Annotated in this window: 19 protein-coding genes; 7 read left to right on the top strand and 12 right to left on the bottom strand. The window is 36.7% G+C overall.

Annotation, left to right across the window (positions count from 1 at the left end; all coding sequences use genetic code 11):
* Positions 1 to 16: 16 nt before the first annotated feature.
* From HMPREF2846_RS02970 to HMPREF2846_RS02960, 3 genes are all read right to left on the bottom strand, one after another.
* On the bottom strand, positions 17 to 1,642 hold the full coding sequence (locus tag HMPREF2846_RS02970; RefSeq protein ID WP_070625642.1) for a poly(glycerol-phosphate) alpha-glucosyltransferase: 1,626 nt from the start codon (positions 1,640 to 1,642) through the stop codon (positions 17 to 19).
* Positions 1,643 to 1,712: 70 nt separating this feature from the next.
* Positions 1,713 to 4,676, bottom strand: coding sequence for a fibrinogen-binding adhesin SdrG C-terminal domain-containing protein (locus tag HMPREF2846_RS14865; protein ID WP_070625640.1), 2,964 nt, complete (start codon positions 4,674 to 4,676; stop codon positions 1,713 to 1,715).
* Between the two features lie 283 nt (positions 4,677 to 4,959).
* Positions 4,960 to 7,011 (bottom strand): Mur ligase family protein, encoded by a 2,052-nt coding sequence (locus tag HMPREF2846_RS02960; RefSeq protein WP_070625638.1) that lies wholly within the window; start codon positions 7,009 to 7,011, stop codon positions 4,960 to 4,962.
* A gap of 91 nt (positions 7,012 to 7,102) precedes the next feature.
* Here HMPREF2846_RS02960 and HMPREF2846_RS02955 point away from each other — a divergent pair, with 91 nt between their 5' ends.
* Complete coding sequence (locus HMPREF2846_RS02955) at positions 7,103 to 7,288, top strand: hypothetical protein (RefSeq protein WP_002480125.1); 186 nt, start codon at positions 7,103 to 7,105, stop codon at positions 7,286 to 7,288.
* A 255-nt stretch (positions 7,289 to 7,543) separates the two neighbouring features.
* Positions 7,544 to 7,957 (top strand): hypothetical protein, encoded by a 414-nt coding sequence (locus HMPREF2846_RS02950; protein WP_002480126.1) that lies wholly within the window; start codon positions 7,544 to 7,546, stop codon positions 7,955 to 7,957.
* Between the two features lie 67 nt (positions 7,958 to 8,024).
* Here the strand turns inward: HMPREF2846_RS02950 and HMPREF2846_RS02945 are convergent, their stop codons facing one another.
* Positions 8,025 to 8,513 (bottom strand): DUF4064 domain-containing protein, encoded by a 489-nt coding sequence (locus HMPREF2846_RS02945; protein WP_002480127.1) that lies wholly within the window; start codon positions 8,511 to 8,513, stop codon positions 8,025 to 8,027.
* Between the two features lie 185 nt (positions 8,514 to 8,698).
* Positions 8,699 to 9,778, bottom strand: a complete 1,080-nt coding sequence (locus tag HMPREF2846_RS02940; protein ID WP_070462834.1) for an aldo/keto reductase — start codon at positions 9,776 to 9,778, stop codon at positions 8,699 to 8,701.
* A 191-nt stretch (positions 9,779 to 9,969) separates the two neighbouring features.
* Here HMPREF2846_RS02940 and HMPREF2846_RS14340 point away from each other — a divergent pair, with 191 nt between their 5' ends.
* The 3 genes from HMPREF2846_RS14340 to HMPREF2846_RS02930 all read left to right on the top strand — a co-directional run bounded on the left by HMPREF2846_RS14340 (position 9,970) and on the right by HMPREF2846_RS02930 (position 11,752).
* A complete protein-coding gene (locus HMPREF2846_RS14340; protein WP_002480129.1) occupies positions 9,970 to 10,119 on the top strand; it encodes a hypothetical protein in 150 nt (49 codons plus the stop codon).
* A 176-nt stretch (positions 10,120 to 10,295) separates the two neighbouring features.
* Positions 10,296 to 11,477 (top strand): YbfB/YjiJ family MFS transporter, encoded by a 1,182-nt coding sequence (locus tag HMPREF2846_RS02935; RefSeq protein WP_061055093.1) that lies wholly within the window; start codon positions 10,296 to 10,298, stop codon positions 11,475 to 11,477.
* Between the two features lie 59 nt (positions 11,478 to 11,536).
* Positions 11,537 to 11,752 (top strand): hypothetical protein, encoded by a 216-nt coding sequence (locus HMPREF2846_RS02930; protein ID WP_002480131.1) that lies wholly within the window; start codon positions 11,537 to 11,539, stop codon positions 11,750 to 11,752.
* Between the two features lie 62 nt (positions 11,753 to 11,814).
* Here the strand turns inward: HMPREF2846_RS02930 and HMPREF2846_RS02925 are convergent, their stop codons facing one another.
* The 4 genes from HMPREF2846_RS02925 to HMPREF2846_RS02910 form a co-directional block, all read right to left on the bottom strand.
* Positions 11,815 to 12,948, bottom strand: a complete 1,134-nt coding sequence (locus HMPREF2846_RS02925; protein WP_070625636.1) for a M24 family metallopeptidase — start codon at positions 12,946 to 12,948, stop codon at positions 11,815 to 11,817.
* The gene (locus HMPREF2846_RS02920) at positions 12,926 to 14,335 is read right to left on the bottom strand and encodes a sodium:solute symporter family protein (protein ID WP_070625634.1); all 1,410 of its coding nucleotides are present in this window, start codon (positions 14,333 to 14,335) and stop codon (positions 12,926 to 12,928) included. The genes HMPREF2846_RS02925 and HMPREF2846_RS02920 overlap by 23 nt, the downstream gene beginning before the upstream one ends.
* A gap of 146 nt (positions 14,336 to 14,481) precedes the next feature.
* Positions 14,482 to 15,207, bottom strand: coding sequence for a hypothetical protein (locus HMPREF2846_RS02915; protein ID WP_070625632.1), 726 nt, complete (start codon positions 15,205 to 15,207; stop codon positions 14,482 to 14,484).
* A 5-nt stretch (positions 15,208 to 15,212) separates the two neighbouring features.
* A complete protein-coding gene (locus HMPREF2846_RS02910) occupies positions 15,213 to 15,818 on the bottom strand; it encodes a DUF4004 family protein (RefSeq protein ID WP_023014755.1) in 606 nt (201 codons plus the stop codon).
* A gap of 516 nt (positions 15,819 to 16,334) precedes the next feature.
* Between HMPREF2846_RS02910 and HMPREF2846_RS02900 the strand changes: the two genes are divergently transcribed.
* Positions 16,335 to 17,261 carry a VOC family protein gene (locus HMPREF2846_RS02900; RefSeq protein WP_070625630.1) on the top strand — a complete coding sequence of 309 codons (927 nt, stop codon included), beginning with the start codon at positions 16,335 to 16,337 and terminating at the stop codon, positions 17,259 to 17,261.
* 159 nt (positions 17,262 to 17,420) lie between these two features.
* Here the strand turns inward: HMPREF2846_RS02900 and HMPREF2846_RS02895 are convergent, their stop codons facing one another.
* Both HMPREF2846_RS02895 and HMPREF2846_RS02890 read right to left on the bottom strand, forming a co-directional pair.
* The gene (locus HMPREF2846_RS02895; RefSeq protein ID WP_256274097.1) at positions 17,421 to 17,735 is read right to left on the bottom strand and encodes a GNAT family N-acetyltransferase; all 315 of its coding nucleotides are present in this window, start codon (positions 17,733 to 17,735) and stop codon (positions 17,421 to 17,423) included.
* Positions 17,736 to 17,769: 34 nt separating this feature from the next.
* Positions 17,770 to 18,963, bottom strand: a complete 1,194-nt coding sequence (locus HMPREF2846_RS02890) for a protein NO VEIN domain-containing protein (RefSeq protein ID WP_070625626.1) — start codon at positions 18,961 to 18,963, stop codon at positions 17,770 to 17,772.
* A gap of 241 nt (positions 18,964 to 19,204) precedes the next feature.
* On the opposite strand from HMPREF2846_RS02890, the gene HMPREF2846_RS02885 reads away from it, so the two are divergent.
* Entirely contained in the window at positions 19,205 to 20,158 is a 954-nt protein-coding gene (locus tag HMPREF2846_RS02885; RefSeq protein ID WP_002480141.1) for an oxygen-dependent tRNA uridine(34) hydroxylase TrhO, read from the top strand.
* Between the two features lie 641 nt (positions 20,159 to 20,799).
* Here HMPREF2846_RS02885 and HMPREF2846_RS02880 read toward each other — a convergent pair.
* On the bottom strand, positions 20,800 to 22,257 hold the full coding sequence (locus HMPREF2846_RS02880) for a carbon starvation CstA family protein (protein WP_070462949.1): 1,458 nt from the start codon (positions 22,255 to 22,257) through the stop codon (positions 20,800 to 20,802).
* Between the last annotated feature and the right edge of the window lie 222 nt (positions 22,258 to 22,479).

Below are 22,479 nucleotides of genomic sequence, written 5' to 3'. Positions count from 1 at the left end.
TTTTTGCTCACCAGTCCTATTTGACAGAGAGCCAGACTTTTTGGTATTGGACGTAACCAGAAATATAGTGTTCTATATCATCAATGCGCACACGATAACCATGGTGTTTGATAAAGAACGAACCAAGAATGCGTTTTGGGTTTTTAAAGTACATCGCAAGTTCTGGATAGAAGTATCCTGTACGTTGATAATCTGCACGTTTATGAATCGTTGTCATTAAGTCATCTACGTTAATCAATCGATCTACGATTTCCCCAAAACCCTTTTCTCTGGCTTTACGTACAATATGATACGTTGCCATCAACATCTCCATGAATGTTGGGAAAGTTGTAATACGATTCTTAATGTAGTCTAAATAACTAGAAACATTTCTAATTCCAAATTCTATATATTTCGCTTCAGGCGCAATTTGAATTAATTCATTCGTACAATAACCTAACCAATGATCATGGTTCTTCCAGTAACTTTGTGAAATGAATCGTTCAAACATATGACGTACTATTTCTAACCATTTTTCATTCTGATCAACTTGATAAAGTCGTAATAATCCTAACGCAGCTTCACCATCATAATAAATCACACGGAACTTTTCTTTAACTTCTAGACTAGGATATTGTAAGACATGTACAGTTTCAGCTGTTTCACTGTCAATCATTGAAACCATACCTTCTGCCACTTGTTGTGCAGCTTCTAAATACTTCTGGTTACCTGGTTTTATTTTTAGATACTCACAAATCGCAAAAACAAATGCCGCATTTTGACCTAGTTTAATTTCATTAATATTTTTGGTGTCATCAAATATATGTGCGACTTCTCCTTGCTTGTATAAGTAATTGTCGATTAAGTAATCAATCGCTTTTTCAGCAATAGTGATATCTTTGTTTAAGTAATGTAATCCTTCCATTAGCGCATAAGTTGAAGAAGCATGTCTCAAATTATTATAGAAACTGATTTTCTTATCGAAGTGTGGAAAATAACCATAGATAAATTGACCGCTTGGTTGTAATTCATTCGCAAGATAATCTGTCGAAGTTTCCAACATTTTATCAATTTCTTGTGACAAATCTTCAACATGACGTAATCCTTTTTCACGACCCTCTGCGGCTAGTTCATAAACCTCATGATTTTCAATAAAGTAACCCTTTGTATAAAACTTTTTAATCGGCTTACCCATATAATCTTGATGTCTATAGAACTGTTTATGTTTTGTATATTTCTTCAAATAGTTATTGATATTATCCTCAGATAAGAAGAAAGACTTTTTATCTTTAGTCGGTCTGACAAAGGCATTAATATTAATTTCTTCTGCCATGAAAGTTAAATTCCAATTCTTATCATAAGCAATTCCGTAATCAATATAGTTTCGACGTGTCTCTTCTAAATCTCTTTTAACATCTTCAAAGACAACTTCTTTCGTACGATAAACAAAATCAATTTTAACCCACTTAGGATACTTACCAGCTTTCTTTTTAAACTGTTCATATTGTTTCGTAATATCTCTTTTAAGATTACGTGACTGCTTAATCAATTTTACAGAAGCTTTCATATTGGGATCACCTAAACTAACAAACACATAATCTTTACCTAATAGCTGTTGATCTGCTTTTTGTAAAATTTGTTCAATCTCGTTGTTAATTGTCATGTCCAAACCCCTTCTCATTCAGTATGTATAAATGGGCCGGAACAAAGTCCAGCCCACTATTTAAATAGAATTATTGTTCTTTATTTTTCTTACGGCGTCCGAATAATAATGCAGAACCTAGTGCTGCGAATAAGCCACCGAATAATGTAGCTTCTTTATTATTATTCTCTTCACCTGTGTCAGGTAATTCTTTATCGCCATGACCTTCAGCTTGTGCTGGTTGTTCACCATTTGAACCTTGTGTAGTACCTTGTTCTGGAGTGCCAGGGTGTCCTGGTTCATCTGGATTACCTGGTTCATTTGGTTCAACAGGGTAATCTGAATCTGCGTCTGCATCAGCATCTGCGTCTGCGTCTGAATCTGCGTCTGCATCAGCATCTGCGTCGGCATCTGCGTCAGCATCGGCGTCGGCATCGGCATCGGCATCTGCGTCGGCGTCGGCGTCAGCATCTGCATCAGCATCTGCGTCGGCATCGGCATCTGCGTCTGCGTCGGCATCGGCATCGGCGTCTGCGTCTGCATCTGCATCAGCGTCGGCATCGGCATCGGCATCTGCGTCGGCATCTGCATCCGCGTCGGCATCAGCGTCTGCATCTGCATCCGCGTCAGCATCTGCATCCGCGTCGGCATCGGCATCGGCATCTGCGTCGGCATCAGCATCGGCATCTGCGTCTGCGTCTGCGTCTGCGTCTGCATCTGCATCTGCGTCTGCGTCGGCATCGGCGTCTGCGTCTGAATCTGCGTCTGCGTCGGCATCGGCATCGGCATCAGCATCGGCGTCGGCGTCTGCATCTGCATCTGCATCGGCGTCAGCATCGGCGTCTGCGTCGGCATCGGCATCGGCATCTGCGTCTGCGTCTGCATCGGCATCTGCGTCTGCGTCAGCGTCGGCATCGGCGTCGGCGTCTGCATCGGCATCTGCGTCAGCATCGGCATCTGCATCAGCGTCTGCGTCTGCATCAGCGTCTGCATCTGCGTCCGCGTCAGCATCGGCATCTGCGTCAGCGTCTGCATCGGCATCGGCATCTGCGTCGGCATCTGCGTCCGCGTCAGCATCGGCGTCTGTATCGTCACCGTCTGCTTCACCAGAACCACTATTATAAACGTTGTAGTTATCCCATGTGTAGTAAGTATGACCTTGGCCATCATTTGTCGCATCTGAAATCATTTCTGATCTTGTTTTGATTTGTTCACGTGAACCGTCTTGAGCCACGCTATCTAAAACAATAATATAGCGACTTCCGTTTGAAGTTAAGTCTTGGAAATCTAGTGATAGAACTTCTCCACCATTTTCATCTACTGAATATTGTGGGTTGAAGTTGTAAATCGCATCTGGATTATTTGTAACGTCTACCAAGTTTGGATTGTTTTCATCTACGTAGAAACTTGGGTTCAGTTGTTCACCATTTCTCACTTCGTAAATCTTGAAGTTTGTCACATCTGGATTTAATTGTGCTGAACTTTGAGCTGGTGTGCCGTCAGCTGTATCTGGCCAATAATTGTATAAGTTCACTGTCGCATTATACGATTGTTTACCTTGTGGGTTTACATATACAATTTGTCTATATTCACCAGTGTTTCTATCAGTTGTAGTGATAAAGCTATCTACGTTTGATGGGTATGGTGAATCTGAAGTTCTGTAATTGATATCAATATCAGTACTGTATGTTTCACCAGCTACATTTGTTTGTACTGGGTATGTGCCGTCTGTTGGTGCAGCTTGTCTATCCGCATATAATGGGATTTCAAAATGACCTGTTACATTATCGTGATTATTAACATAATCAGAGAATGTGTATGTTAGTGAGTTTGAATCAGGATTAAATGCGCCTGTTGCAACTACTTCAGTACCATTCATCAAGTCAGGAATTTTAGAACTGCTTGGTGTACTGTTTCCGTAGTAGTTCAAGTACTCTGGGAATTGAACATTGAAGTAGTCTCCAGCTTGAACACTGTCAGCAATTGCTAAATCAGCTGACATATATGTTGATTCACTATCGTTCGCTTGAATTGAGTTTGGACCGATTTGAATATTTGAAGCTGTTACATCTCCATCAACATTGTTGCCAGTCGGTGCTGCTTGCGCTAGTGCAAATGTTTGTGCAGCTCCTTCTTGTGTAGGTTGTTCAGTTGAACGTGTTGCAGTTGTATTTGTTGGTGCTGCAAGTACTTCAGAACTATCTTTTTGATTTGAGTAATCTTGTACTGATTTATTCAAATCTGCTGGATCAGCTGTATTTGAAGTGTCACCTACTGTTGCTGCTGTAGTAGCGTTTGCATCAGATAATTGCGCTGCATTTGGATCATATGCTGGTTGTTCAGCATCTGATACTGGTGCTTGTGCAGTTGTTTGTGCATCTTGTTGTGGTTCAACAGATTGCGCTTGTTGTGTTGTTGTTTCATTTGTGCCTGTTGTTGGAGCTTCAACTGGCGCAACAGGTGTTGAAGCATTTAATGCATTTTCCTGTGTTGGTTGTGCATCTTGATCAGTTGTTTTCGGCTCAGTTGTAGTTGTGTTTGCTGTATTTGTATCTGTTGTTGTTTGAGCATCAGTTTTTGGTGCTTGTTCTTTAGCTGTTGTATTTTGTTCAGTCGCAGTTGTATCTGCAGTTGTTTCATTTGTTGGTGTTTTTGTTTCTGTAGTTGCTGGTGCATCTGCTTTTGGTGCAGTTGTTTCTGTCGACTGTTGGGTAGAATCAGTTGATGCTTGTTCCCCTGCTACAGTTTGCTCTGCTTTTGCATCAGTTGTATTTGTTGCTGATGTATCTTGAGCTGGTGTTTGATCTTGTGTAGCTGTTGTTTCAGTTGTCGTTGTGCTTTGTGTTTTTGTGTCAGTTGTCGGAGTTTGTTCTTGTGGTGTTGACTCTGTAGTTGTAGTGACGTTCGTTGTCTCACCGCTTGTAGTATTTTCTGCGGCTTGTGCGTCATTCGCATTCGCAAATAATGTTGCCCCTACAATAACTGAGGCAGCCCCTACAGTGATTTTACGAATTGAATAACGATTGCGTTTGTTGAAAAAGTCTTGATTATTCAAGAAATCCCTCCTACTTATTTTTGTAAGGCCTTACCCTATTATGTTACACAAGTGAGCAATAAATAAACAATTTTGCATTAATTTGACAATGTTTTTATTTTTCAGACACATTTTGTCCAAGTTTGATTAATCCCATGCAATTGGTTAGATTTATATTTATATAGAACTCATCTTTATTTATAAATTACCTACCGATTATTTTAAAACTAATATAGTTTTACCATAAATCACATTTTAATTCAAAATCCATTTTGAGAATAAAATAAAAAGTCCGAGGCTAACCTCAGACTTTTCTTGATAAATATGATTTTGCTTCATCTTCACTTTCAAATCCTGTGAAAATAATAACTTGCTTACCTTCTTTTAAAATGCCATGACGACCGTATTCACCAATGACTATTCCACCTTTATCATTCTCAAATAATTGGTTTTGTCCATATTTTAATAAGGCGAGTAAGTCATCTACACTGAACGTTTGACGCTCTTTCATTCTGAAACGTCCTGTTAAGTTAATCGCTACAGAATCAGACATTTTTAATTGTTTAACCAATTCTTGCACATGTTTTTTTCTTGCTTGATGCGTTGGATACAGTTCGTGTGCTAATTGATAGACTAACGATGGATATGGTGCGTCAGTCATGGCTTCTACTAGATCACCCCACGAAAGCTGCATACCTTCATAGTAAGTGTCATCGTTTGTGGGCCATTGTTTGAGAGTAACCGTATAATTTTGAACTTCTCGTTGTTTTGCATCTAGGTAGTAAATAATCGGTGTCAAACCTTCTATTGTGGCTGAACCATAACGATTAGATTGCGTTTCAATCTGATCAGTTTCTAAATTATAAATAAGATATGCGCGCCCTTGACTAGCAGCCGCTTCAAAATGCTTCTCTTCGTCCCCGCTTCTCTCATAATGCAGCAAAGCATTTTGAAGCTGACTTGCGACTTTGGAAAACTCTGTTTGAGTTACAGAAGACTTCATCAACACTAAAGCATCCTGATTAATCAAATAACATAAATCTTTCAACATTAAATCTTTATTGTGATACCACGTAATATGTTTACCTTTAACTTTATTCACTACTTTACGTAATGGTTGATCCATACATAAAATATAATCCGCTTCAGACTGTTCTAAGGCAGGCACTAATTCAGCATGCACGCGGTCAGTCTGCTCACCTAAATCACTGATTTGACCTAACGCAATAATTTTATGTCCTTTAAAGAATGGCGCTTGTGAATTAAACGCATCAATCGCATTCAACATTGCAGGCAAAGAAGCATTATGCGTATCATCAAGTACCGTAGCTTCTTCATGCAGACTTTTCACAGGTCTGAATTCTAAGACCTTCTTAAAAAGTTGAGTTTGCGCTAACTGTTTCAAGTGTTGCTTTACATCAACTTTCAAATGTTTCAACGTTAATAATACTGCCAAAGCATTCTCAACCATGCCCTTACTGACAGAAGGCACTTCAAATTGATAACCATCATTCGTTGTCACTTCTACTGCTTTTTTCACAGGTTTGATTTGTGTCGTATAAATGTCTGCCGAATTATCTTCAGTACTATAACGATATACATGTTTAGTATGAGTTGATGCAGCTTGTTTCAGCTCATTTTGATGGAGTGTGTCACCATTATAAATCGCGATACCGTCTTGATTTAATCCCGCAAAAATCCTTGATTTGAAAGCTACAATTTCTTCCGTTGAACCAATAGTGGATAGATGTGCAGAGCCGATTCCTGTGACAATCGCAATTTGTGGTTTCAATACTTCAGCCATATTTCCACGATTATTTAACGCATTTAAAGACGTTTCGAAAACCGCAATATCTGGATTAGATGCTAACTTGCACATATGCAAATAAATGGCACTACGTGTATTACTGTTCCCTCTATTTTGTTGGACTTTATAAGGTTGTAACGCCGCACTTAACATTAAGCGTGTCGAGCTTTTCCCCATGGATCCTGTTAACGCAATGACTGGATTATGATAATGTTTTCGAATATGTAAGGCTAATATTTTCATAGCTTTAATCGCATTTCTCACTACAATTTGTGGAATTTGATGTGCTAAATCTTCTACATAGGTTTCAGTAATAATCAAACCAATCTTTGAAACATCTTTTGGGATTTGCGCATTACCATCTTTCATCACTTTTGATTTCTTTAAATATTGTTTCCATGATGCTTCACTGATAGAGATGAATGCGGTTGATTCTGACTTAACATGCAGCATTTGATATTCAAAATCATCAATAGGATTTTGTTCCTTTCCTTGTGCATCAAGTAGTTCTGTATCTAAGATTTGTGCAATCGTTTCTAATGTATACATGATGACCTCCAAAAAGTAATAGTTTTGCATTGCTTCAACCTTATGGTTTATTGTATAGATAATCTTAACAATTTACAGGAGGCTTTCAGCAATGACCACAGAGAAAGATAAAAGTCTAGATGAGATTAATCAGGAAATAGAAGAAGAATTGAGAAACTATGATCCTGATAAAGAGGAAAAACCAAAGAGAAGTGTACTCTTTACCAAACCCAGACTCATCGTTCTATTAGTTGTTTTAGGACTTGCGCTGTACAGATTACTTCACTTCTTTTTCTAATTATCGGTAGGTGTAAATAATTAACGTTACTATATCATATTCAAAGTCCATGTGTGTCGTGCAACTGGAAGTCTGTGTATGTATTCCTTACTTCCAGCGTTGCCACATGTTTAATAGGTTGCCAATTTTTTAAGTTATATGCCACCTAATAAACATTTATATTACTGACGTTATTCTCACTTTAACTTTTCTAAATCTACTAAAAGTATGATACGCTCAATAAAACTTACCTCTTAATAAAGGATGGCGTCATTTATGAAAGTACTGTACCACGCAATGTCCATTTTAATTTTATCTGTCTTTTTATTCGGCTTATTCAGCCTGACCGATTTATTTTATACCCATCATCTCGCAAGTTTATTATTAAATGTGGATTTTGTGCCAGGCTTTTTTGATGTGAGCTTTGGGCTTAAATTCATCTTACATATTGTCTTTACCACAATGATATATGTCGTCTTTCAAGCCATCCGGGACTCTTACGTCTATCCAGCAGGTATTCTGATTATTATCGTATTATTCGCCGTTATCTATCCTTCACTTATTACTTGGTCTATTAACCCAATCTACCAATTTCACTGGATTGATTATATTGTTTGGATGATAGGTCACACTATCTTCATCTTCTTAGTCGTTTTCATTCTGCGCTTTGAGAAAAATTTATGGTATTAGAATCAATAATTTCATTTTAAATGAAAATAAGCCGCCTCTGTATGAGACGGCTTAAATATTGATTGAATTAGTATTTATATGGATCTTCTTCTCTTGTACGTTCATGTGAACGTTCTTGTGCGAATTCATTCGCTTTATCATAGTTATAGTAACCATCTTGAGTTAATGAAGCTGCTTTTGGTTTTCTGCTGAATAACATGATAGATGCGATAATCCAAAGAATCGCTGAAATCCAGTTACATAATAATGCCACGATACCTGCGATTAATAATAAGATAGCTGCTGCTTTTGCTTTCTTGCTAATAAAGATTCCGCCGACAATAGCTAAAATCACCGCAATTACATTAGCCACTAATACGAAAGTACCGAGTACTTGCATACCTGAAGCTACTTGTGAGATTTCTTCATACGTTAAGCTGGCATCACTTTGCTGCATACCTGCTACAAAGTCATCACTTTGCATTAATGGAACCATTAAAGCCACAAATAATACGATTAACGCACCGATTCCGACACCAATCCATGTTAAGACATGCTCACCTGTTCGTTTGATCATATAAAACCCTCCCCTATCTCTTTAGTATTGTTAAAAATTTTATAAGCTTACAATTATCATTAGTATACTAATACATGAGTTATACGTCCATAGTCTACTTAAAATCTTCAATATCTTTTACATTTTCAATAAATATAAATGTTTGTTTCTTAAAATTCTTTTTTAAATTACAGCACTTCACTGATTTAAAGTAACGTATCACTATGATTCATTAAACGGTTATATTCTTCTAAATATACTTTTTCAGCTTCAGAACCACGTGCTGCTGAATTCATCGCACGATGCCATAGTGGATAAATCGGTTGTGGCTGTGTTAAATCCGTAATCATTTGATGTTCTTCTTTTGTAAGTTTCAGATTATAAGATGCGATATTCTCTTTCAGTTGTGCTTGATTACGTGCAGCTAAGACAATTGAATCCACGTTTGGACGTTCTCTCAACCAAGCTAAAATCACTTGTGGCACTGTCGCATTGTGTGCGTGTGCTATTTCTTGTACAAGTTCAATTAAACGATAGAACAACTCATGATCTTTTACATAAGGCTCAGCCCATCCATCACCTTGACGGGTATTGGGTTCGCCTTTTTTATCACGGGTAATCTTACCTGTAAGTAATCCTTCACCTAAAGGCGACCAGATACTATTGCCGACACCTAATTCTGTACCTGCAGGCAACAATTCATATTCCGCTTCTCTTGATTCAGGCGTGTAATAGATTTGTTGCGCAATCGGCGGCGCCATATTATTTTCTACCGCCAGTGTATAGGTCTTGGCTAAATTCCAACCACTATAGTTAGATACGCCCCAATAACGAATTTTACCTTTACGAATTAAATCATTCATCGTTTGAATCGTTTCTTCTACAGGCACTTGTCCATCCCATGTATGAATATAATATAAATCAACATAATCTGTACCTAAACGTTTTAAAGAATGGTCAATCGAACGCTCTATATTCAAACGAGATGCACCGACATTATTTGCGATATCGTTGTATGGGAATCCTGTTTTGGTACTGATGACCATTTCATCTCTGTGATGTCTGATTGCTTTTCCTAACGCAATTTCTGCATCACCTTTAGCATAAAGGTTTGCTGTATCAAATTGGTTAATACCTTGCTCTAAAGCATAGTCTATAAAGTATGCCGCTTCTTTCTCTGTTACACCACCCGCATTTTCAAAACCATTCGTTGCGGAGAATGGAACAGAACCTAACGCATATTTCGAAACGACTAATCCTGAATTACCAAGTGTTGTATAATCCATAATCTGTCTCCTCCTTTAATACTTAATAATGTAATTCCCTTTAAAGAAGAATTTTAAATGCTATAAACTTAAAATCTATAATAAAATTAGGCAGTGTACGATAATTAAAAAAGAATTACGCTTAATATGTTTCACGTTCTATACGTGGGGTAACACATAACTGTACTTAATTTTTAAGGAGGAATTTGATTATGAACTTTGATGATATTAAGAAAAAAGGTCAAGATCACTTAAACGAACATAAAGATGAGTATATTGAAAAAGGTAAAGAATTCGCTAAAGATCAATTAGGCGGAGATAAGAAAGATAACAAAGACGATAAAAAAGAAGACAAGAAATAATAAACTGGATTAACAACCCTACTTTAACTATAGATAGACTGCTTTCAATAGAAAGTGGTCTATTTTTTATAAGCATGATAACTTTTACTTATGTTAAACATCAAGAATCATCATTATTATTAAAGTATATTGAGGCGTATAATGAGGTTATCTATCAAATTTCAGGGGTGAATGCCATGTCACAACACGCACATCGTCAGTTATTACTCGGGATGGCATCATTATTTATTGTAATGGCCATCGGTCGATTTGCCTATACACCTATCTTACCGTTTATGCAGCAAGCAGAACACATGGATGGTAAAGGGGCTGGCTTACTTGCGACGATTAATTATCTCGGTTATTTAATCGGTGCGATTATTCCGATGTTTTGGATTATTAAAAGTAAAGTCGTCGATGTGAAAATTTATTTAGTATTAAACGTGCTTTCTACAATTTTTATGGGGTTTACCTCAAATTTCATTTTATGGTCCATATTGCGTTTAATCGCAGGACTCACAAGCGGAACAGTCTTTGTCTTAGCCTCTAACGTCGTATTAGAAGCATTAAGACAAGCACATAAAGAAGGTATTTCAGGTTTACTCTATAGCGCTGTTGGTATCGGGCTCTTTTCAAGCAGTATTTTTGTCTTCTTCTACACAGACGTCAACTCATGGAAAATGACTTGGATTATCCTTGGGCTCTTTTCATTAGCGTTAAGTTTATTGGTTATTTTCTTTATGCGAGAAAACCCAGATATTAATGTTGAAGCGCATCATAAAGCGACTTCTAAGACACCCTTCCGTCTCAACAAAACATTTATGCGCTGGTTCTCTATTGCTTATTTCTGTGAAGGGGCAGGCTATATTATTACCGGAACTTTCTTAGTCGCAATCATTAAATCAATCCCTGCTTTCTCTGAATATGCAGCACTCAGTTGGATGTTTGTCGGCTTAGGGGCTATCCCTTCTACAGTAGTATGGTCAATGATTGCGGAGAAAATGGATTATAGTAAAGCAACTTATATGGCATTTGGTCTACAAATTATCAGTGTCGCTTTACCAGTGTTTTCACATCATATTGTCAGTTTAATTATCAGCTCACTAATCTTCGGTAGTACGTTCTTAGGTTTGACGACACTCTTCATGTCTAAAGGACAAATGTTGATGCTTCAGACTGGCGGTAAGTCTAACTTTATCGCTACATTAACTGTTATTTACAGTATCGGCCAAATGATTGCGCCGTTTGTGTCAGGCTATCTTATTGGAGATTCCGGCAATTATAATGCAGCATTGTTATTTGCGACAGCTATTTTAATTATCGGTCTTATCAGCAGCTGGATCAGTTACCGTGCATTAAATAAAGAAGCGATTCAATAAGTAAAGTTTTGTCTGGTTATCAAAAGGGAATGTAACTACTAACAAAGGAGGATGTTACAATGCCTTTTGTAAAACAAAGAATGAAAGAAGATTTAACTGAAGACCCACGTATTAGTGAAGACAGCTTCACAACAGACCAAGAACTTCAAAACAGAGCGTTTGAACGTTTAGGTAAAGACATCGTCATTATTGAAGTATTATCTATTATGAACATTGTCTTTGCGGTCTTTTCATTTTCATTACTTGGTCTATTATTACGAGAACGAAGCAAATAATCATTGAAACTTGAAAAACCTGTGCCATCACACGATAGCACAGGTTTTTAATTATGCATTGTTTATTTAATCAAATCTTCTAAGTCATGCGGATAGTTTGTGACAACTTCTGTTCCTTCTTTTTTCAAGATAACCGTATCAGAATGTCTGAAGCCGCCGACGCCTGGAATATAAATACCTGGTTCTACACAAAAGACCATGCCTTCTTTTAACTCTAGCTCATTATCAAAGCGCAATGAGGGTTCTTCATGTTGTCCAATACCTATACCATGACCTGTTCTATGACTGATATAGTCACCATAACCTTCCGCTTCAAGAATTGTTCTTGCGACTTGATCGACCGCATTTGCGGTTACACCCACTTCAATAAAGTCTAACGCAGCTTTATGCGCTTCAACCATCGCTTCAAATGCATGGCGCTGTTCATCAGTCGGCTCGCCAACAAAGAAAGTACGTTCACATTCTGCACGATATCCATTCAACTCTAATTGACGGCTATGTACAATCACATCACCTTGTTGAATTTGTTTCGTATTAGAGAATGTATGTGGCATTGTAGAACGTTTGATACCTGAAGGTGACATTACAAAAAATCCAAATTCCGCATCTGGATAGTTTTGAGAAATCGTGTCGAATAAATAACTGTTTCCAAAGTTATCGATATCCATTTCAGTCAAACCTGCTTTCGCATATTCAATCGTTTGCGCCACGGCTTGACTGACAATTTCTCCACTCTCTCTAATAGCTTGTTGTTCATCTTCATATTTATAAGTTCGTTGTTCTACTAATGCTTGACCGATATCTTTCACTTTAAAGTTATGACTCACAATATCTAAATAAAATTGTGTGGGTAAGAAGCCTGTTTCAATCCCAATCGTTGAGACATTTTGATATTTTTCTAATAAGTCATTAAAGACTGTTTGATAATGCGTCGGAACATCATCTGTGACTGGAATTTCAGTATACGTATAGATATCTTGAATACCCGTTTTATCTCTGAAATGCGCTTCTTCTAGTTTCGGCGCAATTACTTCAATGTTTTCCTGGGAAATAAATAAAATAATTGGACGCGAATAAATGACAGCTTTAAAGCCAGTAAAATACATTTGATTCTCAAAATTCATTACAATACTTAAATCGATGTCTTGTTGTTTCATCGTTTCTCTAAACGCATCAAGACGTTGTTTCAAGTTCACGTTGGTTGCCTCCTTTAGAAGTAAATAATGTCACAACTACTAACACAATAATCGCCAGCGGCACAGAAATTAACGCAGAGTTAATACCTGTACTTTGAACAAAACCAAGTTCCCAAATCAGTGTTGTTACTAAACCGACTGCCATTGAAGCAAGGCCTCCTGCTTTCGTGACTTTCGGATAAATAAACACTGCTAATAATGCCGGTGTAATTCCTGCACCGTATACGGTATAAGCGTACATTTGAACAGATAACACTGATGGGAAGTACATTGTTAATAAGAATGCGATCACACCTAAAATCGGTACAAGAATTCTTGTCATCAATAACATCTTATTTTCATGCTTATACTTAAAGTTATCCCCGAACAAGTCATAAATGACACTTGTCGCAGCAGATAATAAATATGAATTTCCTGTAGTAGTGATAAACGCAGTAAGTGCTGCAATGAGCACACCGCCAATCACAATCGGCAATTGACTCGTTAACGCAATCAAAGCCATTCCTGGTTCAATTTTTGGGAAAATCGAACGAGAAATAAATGCTAGCAATGAAATAAGTGGTGTCACGATTAATAAACCGACAATCCACCCAATCGTACCGATACGTGTCACTTTATTATCACGAGATGACGCCAGTCGTTGATAAATATTCTGATCACCTAACAGTAAGAACAACATTGGAATATAGAAACCTAAAATTTGAACAAAAGTTAATGTTCCCATTGGTTTCAAATGTGTTTTCGGTACATTCGACAAAATAGTATCCCAGCCGCCACCGACCGCAATTGCGACAGGTACTGCGATAATCAACGCAATTGTAATTAAGAATGCACTTAACGCATCTGTTGGTGCGACTGACATCAAACCGCCCATAGTCGCAAGTAAAATAATAATCACTGCCGCAATAATAGTACCGAGTTCTACTGAAATATCTGTTGAAACATGTAATACATAGCCAAGTCCTTGATATTGATACGAGACAATCCCTACAAACGCTAAAATGATAATGACTGCCGCAAAGTAACTTGCGACCTTTCCATATTTCATCTCTAATATCTCAGCTACAGTATATTTTCCATAGTTTCTGACTTTCGAACTAATAATAAAAATTGTCCCTATTCCGATAATACTCGGAATCGCATAACCGACTGCCGGCCATAATCCAAAACTATAAGCCAGCGAGTTTTGACCGCCTGTGACAGAACCACTACCGACCCATGTCGCAAGTAATGTCCCCATTAATACGACTGGCCCGAGTGATTTACCTGCGAGAATAAAGTCCTCATTACTCTCTACTTTCTTTGAATACACAAAACCTAATGCAACCATCAATACCCCATAACCAATGACGAACCAAATTAAAATTGGTTCAGCAGAAAATCCCATAATATTCCCCCCTGTATATAAAAAACTAACCGTTTTTCAACGATTAGCTTAAGAATAAAGATTAATTTTAGCACAAAATTAAAACAATAGTAACAACAATCTAATTATTCTGATATTTTAAGGAAGAATACGTCTAAAAATACAATTTATAGTTTCGTAATTTTACAGATTTGTGCTGCTTGGGCGCATTCTAAGGTCTTTGTATATTCAACCGTTTCAACTTTTACATCTTCATGTAAGATAATATGATCTCCACGAATGACTTTCGCTTTAACACGGTTGACTTCTATACAATCCCCTTCAATAACCTCAGCAGTCAAGTATGCAGAATCTGACTGAGAAGTCATGACAGTTATAAACTTAAACTTCTTCTTTTCCCCATCATGTTTGCGTATGTGAATCACATTGCCCCCAATTTCGCGAACATAACTATCTTGTCGAACATGTACGTCAACAGTATCTGCATTCAACATTCCTTCGACTTTAACTTGACCATCGATTTTAAGTTCATCTACTTCGCAATTACCTTCTGTTTCAAGTACCCCGAGAAGTTTTAATCTTTTACCGTTTAAATGACCTTTGACATCAACAGTTCCTGTCACTTTAAGTAATTCAAATGTTAAATCTTCTTCTACTTCAACTTCACCGATAATAGAAGCTGTTGTTACATGTACATTTTTACGACCAGTAAAATTACCTATCAGTTTGATTTTGTTTACATTGACTTGGTCTGATGCGGTAATTTCACCCGTCATTTTAATGTTATTAACACTGGTTTCAAATGGAAATTGAACTTCTCCCAATAAAGTAATCGCGTCATATTCACTGTCTTCTAATTGCTTCTTACCCATGCCTTTGATGGACTGACTCATGATGTTTACACTTCTTTCTTAAATAGGTTTTGGATGTTAATTGTTTCTAAGACTCTTACACTATCATCGATTTTAATCGGCGTATTTTGTTCAATCAGCAAATAAAACGTGATTCCGAATTTACGACAGATATATAATTCTGCTTCTTTATCATTTTCACTATATTCTAGTAAAAACGCCTGTAAATCTTGTGCTTCTTCCATTGAGACAATACTGCGTGTTACTACTTCATCTAAAATAGTACCCACATAAACCGCTTGATCTTGCGGATATTGTTCTAACAAGACTTTACCGACTTCGCGATAAAAGAAACCTGCCCATGACTGAATCAAGGTGTCATTATCTTTGTATTCTATTTCTGGTTCATAACCGTCATCTGCGAACATTTTGACCATATCATCTAAGACATAGTCATGTTTATAACGTTGAATATCTTCGATTCTTTTAATGACTTTGGCTTTAGGTAAGAACGTTTCTTGACCTGTAAAAGTAGATTTACGAATGAACCATTCATCTGGAATTAAGTGTTTACGTTTCCAACGATACAATTGGCCGTAAGTAATGCCACATTCTGTTAATAAGTCTTTTTTGCTGATTAATTGTTCTTTCATAATTATCCTCCTAATCATAATGTAACATAACACTGTTACATGTACGAGTGTTTTCGCTATTTTCCCATAAAAAATAACCTGACCTAGACGGATGCATACGCAAACTGGCTGGATCAGGTTCCTCTTTAGCTATCTATTGTTTCCTTCTACCTTTAAATATCTCGAGTATGATTAATACGATGCATACCACCATAACTATCGTGATGAGTACAGCCACGATATAGTTTAGTCCTATGGTTGATGCGACTATCATTTCAATCAATGCTAACAAGCACATTAACGCAATCAGCAGCGATATTTTCACCAAGTTCATCGTTTCACCCCATCTATTTCTCTTAGGTATTTGCTTCTATTATGCCCGATAACGCGATTATCCTCAAAGCAAAAACTTAAGGTTTGCGTGTTTTGTCAAAAGTTGGGGTAAATTTATACAAAAAAACATAAAACTTTCTTTATGTTAAAGGAACGGTTATGATATAAGCATAAAAAGTATACTAGATAAATAGGAGGGATAGTATGACGCTGATTACAGGACATCATCATATCTCAATGTACACAAAAGATGCGCGTGAAAATAAACAATTTTATACAGAAGTCTTAGGTTTACGCCTAATTGAAAAATCTGTGAACCAAGATAATCCATCGATGTACCACTTATTCTATGGGGATGAAACAGGTGCACCAGGTACTTTGTTAACTTTCTTTGAAATGAAAATGTTAGGAAAACATCATTCAGGTACCAATAGTATTGAACGATTAGTATTACTCGTACCTAATGAAGCAGCATTAGGTTATTTCAAAGAACGTCTGAACGAGAATCAAGTTGAAACAGAAGCTATCACATACCTTAGACAACAAGCATTAGCTTTCGAAGATCCTGATGGCTTAAAACTAATACTTATGGTCAATGGTAACAACGCAGTTCCTAGCGCTTGGCATGCGAATCCTTATACAGATGTGCCTCAAGAAGTTCAAATTTTAGGAATGGGACCTGTAGAATTACATTTACGCAATTTACAACCTACTATTGACTTTCTAACCAACACATTAGGTTATCACGCACACTTTGGCGATGATAATGTCTATACATTAAATCCTAATGGACGTTATACAGACTTTGTCTTAGTTGAAGAACAAGGTCAAAGTGTAAAACCTGGACGTGGTTATGTACATCATATTGCAGTGAGTGTACCAACTGATGAAGCTTTAGAAACATTATTAGATAAATTAGAACAATTGCCTGGCAGTACTTCAGGTATTATTGACCGTTATTTCTTTAAATCTATCTACTATCGTAACAACAAAATTTTATATGAATTCGCAACAGAAGCACCTGGTTTTACGGTCGACACAGATGTTAAAGATCTAAGCAGCAAACTCGCATTACCTGACTTCTTAGAACACAAACGTGAACAAATCGAAAACCAATTAGAAGAAATTTAAGTTAGAAAATCTAAAGATTATATGTAATATTCGCCAACTGGAATCAAGATAAAACTGCATTAAAATGAAGCGCTGGGACGTCATATCTCAGCGCTTCTTTACACTTACCTCAAACACACTAACCCTTGTCATTACAAGGGTTTTAAGACATACCTAAGACTAACCTTTTAGTAAGACGTCATGATACTCCGGTGTCTCTTCTAATACTTGTTTAGCGAATGGGCAAGTGGCTAAAATTTTAATATCATTTTCTCGTGCATAATTCACACCCGCTTCAACTAACTGCTTCGCAATACCTTGTCCACGTAAACTTTCATCTACACCTGTATGCGTAATCGTCATCACATCGTCGTTCATTGTATAATCCATTTCTGCATCTGGTTTCGTTTCATCACCAACATAAAATTTATTGTTGCCATGTTTAATCTCTGCCATGTATCTCACCTCATTTAAAGTTCTATATATAGTTATTATACCCGTTTGTGTGAAAAACAAATGTAGTGAAGCTCTACAAGGTGATAGCAGCCTTAAATAAAACTGGAACTAACTCTAATTCTTTTAGCTTTGATTTTTCGAATGGACTAATGACAGGCTCATCTTGATAAATACCAGTTACCACATAGACCCAATAATTTTCATGCTTTTCCATAGTTTCTAGTTCGTTTCTGGTTAAATAAAAATCCGCATTATTTATGCTTGTAGTTGTCTTAACTTCTATATAACGAGGATCTCCATTCTCTTCAAAAGACATGATATCATAACCCTCACCATCATTATCTTTTGAAACATGCTCAATACTCTCTCTGTGTTGACTGTTTTTCAATCTGTCCTTTTCATATTGCATCACTTTTCTTTCGCCGGTTTCACCTATTAAAGAACGCCTCTGATTAATACTGTCATAATCTGGTTTATACGGCGTATCGTTCTTACCTGTACTTATTGGACTTCGATTTTGTATTTGTGGATTTTCATTCACCTTATAACTAGATTTCAAATGTTCTAAACATTTTTCTTGCACACCTTCATTTATGATTCCACCATCTATCCAGACATTATTACTATTATCTTTTTCTTTCCTAGGTTTACCAAAATAATAATACAGAAACTTTGTAAATACTGCAGGAGACATTTTATCGAGTAATTCATATGAACTTTTCCATTTCAGTAGCGCATCTTGCTTTTGACCTAGACCTTTCATATTTTCAATGGAAATACTGTTTTTCTTTAAATAATAATCGTATAAAAACTCAGAAAACATTGGAAGAAACCTATTCGGATAAAATAAGTATAATGATTTATATTTCAGTGTTGTTGAGCCAGGTTCTTTTTCTATTTCTTCAAAGCTCATATGGTCTCCATGATTTCTAAGTTTTAATAATAAATCTTTCACCAGTTCAATAGGTTCGTAGCCAGATTGTTCAAACCATTTAGTCCACTTCAATTTATTTTCCTTTTTACTGAACCAAACACCATGTTTAGTTACCGCTCCGCCTTTAATTGATCCTATACTATGCAGTTTATACTCCAGCCAATAGCTATAAGCATTATAATTATCTTTTCCCAATACATAATCTTCATAAGTTAAACGCTCTAATTTTTCTTTCGTAAACTCTTTATTAAAGACTTCAATCATCTGCTGTTTTTGTTTAAGATCTTCATGATCTTCCATAAGGAACTTTGCGATATAACTATCAATATTCATACAATTGCTCCTTTGTTTAGAATTTTGGTGTTCATAGTTATATTAGCCATCCATATCGTTCATAACCATTAATCGAAATTAAGTTCACAAACAAACTTATTGCATATTTACAATGATTTGTTAAGCTATTACAGTGGAAAATAATGCTTATCGGTAAAAAAATAGGTCTAATGCATCATTTAGGTTTTAGCTTTTTCCTTTATAATGAGAAATAGATAGAAAGATTGAGGAGTATCATAATATGGATTATAGAGTATTGTTATATTATAAATATGTCACTATAGATGACCCAGAAACTTATGCGGCAGAACACTTAGAGTTCTGTAAAGCACACAATTTAAAAGGCCGTATTTTAGTCTCTACTGAAGGGATTAATGGTACGTTATCAGGAACAAAAGAAGACACAGACGCTTATATTGCACATATGCGTGCAGATGAACGCTTCAAAGATATCACATTCAAGATTGATGAAGCAGAAGGTCATGCATTTAAGAAAATGCATGTACGTCCAAGACATGAAATCGTGGCACTTGATTTAGAACATGATATCGACCCACGTGAGACAACAGGTAAATATTTATCACCTAAAGAATTCAGAGAAGCTTTAGATGATGAAGACACTATCGTCTTAGACGCACGTAATGACTATGAGTTTGATTTAGGTCATTTCCGTGGCGCAGTTCGTCCAAACATTACACGCTTCCGTGATTTACCACAATGGATCAGAGACAATAAAGATATGTTCATGGATAAGAAAATTGTCACTTATTGTACCGGCGGTATCCGTTGTGAAAAATTCTCAGGCTTCTTACTTAAAGAAGGCTTTGAAGATGTTGCACAATTAGAAGGCGGTATCGCAACGTACGGTAAAGACCCTGAAACACAAGGTGAATTATGGGACGGTAAAATGTACGTCTTCGATGAACGTATCAGTGTAGACGTTAACCAAGTAGAAAAAACAGTGATTGGCAAAGAATGGTTCGATGGTACACCATGCGAACGTTATATCAACTGCAGTAACCCTGAATGTAATAAACAAATCTTAGTTTCAGAAGAAAACGAACACCGTTATTTAGGTGCTTGCTGTAAAGAATGTGCAGAGCACGAACGTAATCGCTATGTAGCGAAACACAATCTCAGTGATGAGGAAAAAGAACGCCGTTTAGAAAACTTTAAAGAAACTGTCCACCAATAATTATTCAAAACACGATGGGTATTCAGTACCCATCTTTTTTTATGTCTATATTTAAATTGTGTCATAATATAGATGAAAATAAAAAGCACCGTGCTGGTACACGATGCTTTAGAGACCGTTTCAAAGACGGTGACACATTGAAGGTTAAAAAATAAACCATCTGACTTGTCAAAGTTTGTAGATGGTTTATTTTTTTATTAGAAATGTACAAAAAGATAAATATTACCATAACACTCGTATTTCTTTCTTATCCTTCAACCTAAACAAAATTGCGGTATATGTAACTAAACACATTATTTGAATGGAAAAGAAATAAGACAGTAAGGTTTGTTTAAAATCTTCTGTTAATGCATAAGTAAGTAAACGATTCATGATAATTATGATACTAAATAACAATAATACATAACCATTCATCACACGTTCTTTTTGGTAGGGAACTGTCTCTTTATACTGTGCGCCATTTTAAGTCACCTTCCTTACGTTCATCACTCTACCATAAGGTAACGCAATGGCGTTTAAAATTTCCTAAATGTATATAAATATTGCTTAAGTGTCTAAAGTGAATACATTATTTTAGTACAACTTAAAAACCCGCACCCTTCGAAGAGTACGGGTTGAACTAATCTATTTAAGACACCTTGTTAGACTGCCGCATCTCGCTGTGACACGACTGGATGATCTAACTCAAATTTCACACCTGCTGTCACTTTCTTGTATTGATAAATGAAATAAGCAATCCAAATTAATGTTAATACAGCACCTAAATAATAGCTAAGTGTTAAATTTAAACCGAAACCAATTTTCTGACTTAAGATATAGACAAAGATATTCCAAGTCATGAATGTCGCAGGTACAGCTGCTACCCAGAAGTTCTTCTTAGCTAGCAATAGATACATTGCGCCGACCCATAATGCAACCACTGCTGTTGTTTGGTTTGCCCATGAGAAGTAGCGCCATAGAATTGTGAAATCAATTTGTGTTAAGCCGAAACTGATAATAAACAGCGGTGCTGCAACGATAATACGTTTAACTAGAGAACGTTGATTGACATTCAAGTAATCCGCAATAATCATACGTGCACTTCTAAATGATGTATCACCACTTGTGATAGGCAAGACAATCACACCTAACACCGCAATTGTACCTAAAACAGAACCAAGCAATAAGTGAGATGCCTCACTCACAACAAGTGCTGCTTCCCCTTTCGCAAGCACTCCTTGCAAGCCTTGATAACCATTAAATAAACTCATACCTGCTGCTGCCCAGATCATCGCGATAACTCCTTCTGCAACCATCATGCCATAGAAGATAAAGCGGCCATTCTTTTCATTGTTCGCAGTACGTGAAATAATCGGTGTTTGTGTCGCATGGAAACCTGATAATGCGCCACATGTAATCGTAAAGAATAACAGCGGGAAAATCGGTGCGCCATCAGGGTGCATATTTTTTAAACTTAACTCTGGAATCGGTGCACCTGTTTGAATTAAACGAAAGCCCATTGCGACCGCACTGATTAACAATAACGCTCCAAAGACTGGATAAACACGTCCAATAATTTTATCAATCGGCAAAATCGTTGAAAGAATGTAGTAAACAAAAATAACAAAGATAATAATACCTAACGCAATACGACCGTCCATCATGTTATGAAGCAATAACGCTGGACTCGTCACAAATACTGTCCCCGTAAGCAGTAACAATAAAATCGAGAAGATATTAACGAAGTGCTTCATGACCTTCCCTAAGAATTTACTCGCAAGTTCAGGCAGATGTGCCCCTTTGTTTCGAATAGAAATCATACCTGTTAAATAATCATGAACGGCTCCTGCGAAAATACATCCTAAAACAATCCATAAAAATGCGACCGGTCCATACAATGCTCCCATAATTGGTCCGAAGATTGGACCTACTCCAGCAATATTCAGTAATTGAATTAACGAGTTAGACGATGTCTTCATCGGCACAAAATCTACATTATCTCTTTGATGATGTGCTGGTGTCGGTCTTCCTGTTTTCGGTCCAAACATCTTATCAATGTACTTACCATAAGTGAAATAACCAATAACTAGTAAAATGATTGAAACAATAAACGTAATCATTTCACAATCCCCCTTTTTCTATCTCTCTCCCTGTAGTTCAGATGTGACAACTTTATGAAAGCGTTTTCTTAATTGAACCACATTTCTTTATTTGTCACAAGATTGTGAAATGTTTAGCTAGAAATAGTTGTTACACACTGTTTATTATTGTGTTTATAATAAATTTATGTTATAAAATAATCGTGCTCGTACACGACTCTTTGAGACCGTTTCAAAGACGGT

This window comes from Staphylococcus sp. HMSC056G08 (genome assembly GCF_001812305.1).
Classification (GTDB): Bacteria; Bacillota; Bacilli; order Staphylococcales; family Staphylococcaceae; genus Staphylococcus; species Staphylococcus simulans.
This window is presented reverse-complemented; position numbering and strand designations above follow the sequence as displayed.

Bases quoted from the DNA above. Each gene is read 5' to 3' on its own strand.
- HMPREF2846_RS02970 (WP_070625642.1), bottom strand. From the start codon at position 1,642: ATGACAATTAACAACGAGATTGAACAAATTTTACAAAAAGCAGATCAA.
- HMPREF2846_RS02960 (WP_070625638.1), bottom strand. From the start codon at position 7,011: ATGTATACATTAGAAACGATTGCACAAATCTTAGATACAGAACTACTT.
- HMPREF2846_RS02955 (WP_002480125.1), top strand. From the start codon at position 7,103: ATGACCACAGAGAAAGATAAAAGTCTAGATGAGATTAATCAGGAAATA.
- HMPREF2846_RS02950 (WP_002480126.1), top strand. From the start codon at position 7,544: ATGAAAGTACTGTACCACGCAATGTCCATTTTAATTTTATCTGTCTTT.
- HMPREF2846_RS02945 (WP_002480127.1), bottom strand. From the start codon at position 8,513: ATGATCAAACGAACAGGTGAGCATGTCTTAACATGGATTGGTGTCGGA.
- HMPREF2846_RS02940 (WP_070462834.1), bottom strand. From the start codon at position 9,778: ATGGATTATACAACACTTGGTAATTCAGGATTAGTCGTTTCGAAATAT.
- HMPREF2846_RS14340 (WP_002480129.1), top strand. From the start codon at position 9,970: ATGAACTTTGATGATATTAAGAAAAAAGGTCAAGATCACTTAAACGAA.
- HMPREF2846_RS02935 (WP_061055093.1), top strand. From the start codon at position 10,296: ATGTCACAACACGCACATCGTCAGTTATTACTCGGGATGGCATCATTA.
- HMPREF2846_RS02930 (WP_002480131.1), top strand. From the start codon at position 11,537: ATGCCTTTTGTAAAACAAAGAATGAAAGAAGATTTAACTGAAGACCCA.
- HMPREF2846_RS02920 (WP_070625634.1), bottom strand. From the start codon at position 14,335: ATGGGATTTTCTGCTGAACCAATTTTAATTTGGTTCGTCATTGGTTAT.
- HMPREF2846_RS02915 (WP_070625632.1), bottom strand. From the start codon at position 15,207: ATGAGTCAGTCCATCAAAGGCATGGGTAAGAAGCAATTAGAAGACAGT.
- HMPREF2846_RS02910 (WP_023014755.1), bottom strand. From the start codon at position 15,818: ATGAAAGAACAATTAATCAGCAAAAAAGACTTATTAACAGAATGTGGC.
- HMPREF2846_RS02900 (WP_070625630.1), top strand. From the start codon at position 16,335: ATGACGCTGATTACAGGACATCATCATATCTCAATGTACACAAAAGAT.
- HMPREF2846_RS02890 (WP_070625626.1), bottom strand. From the start codon at position 18,963: ATGAATATTGATAGTTATATCGCAAAGTTCCTTATGGAAGATCATGAA.
- HMPREF2846_RS02885 (WP_002480141.1), top strand. From the start codon at position 19,205: ATGGATTATAGAGTATTGTTATATTATAAATATGTCACTATAGATGAC.
- HMPREF2846_RS02880 (WP_070462949.1), bottom strand. From the start codon at position 22,257: ATGATTACGTTTATTGTTTCAATCATTTTACTAGTTATTGGTTATTTC.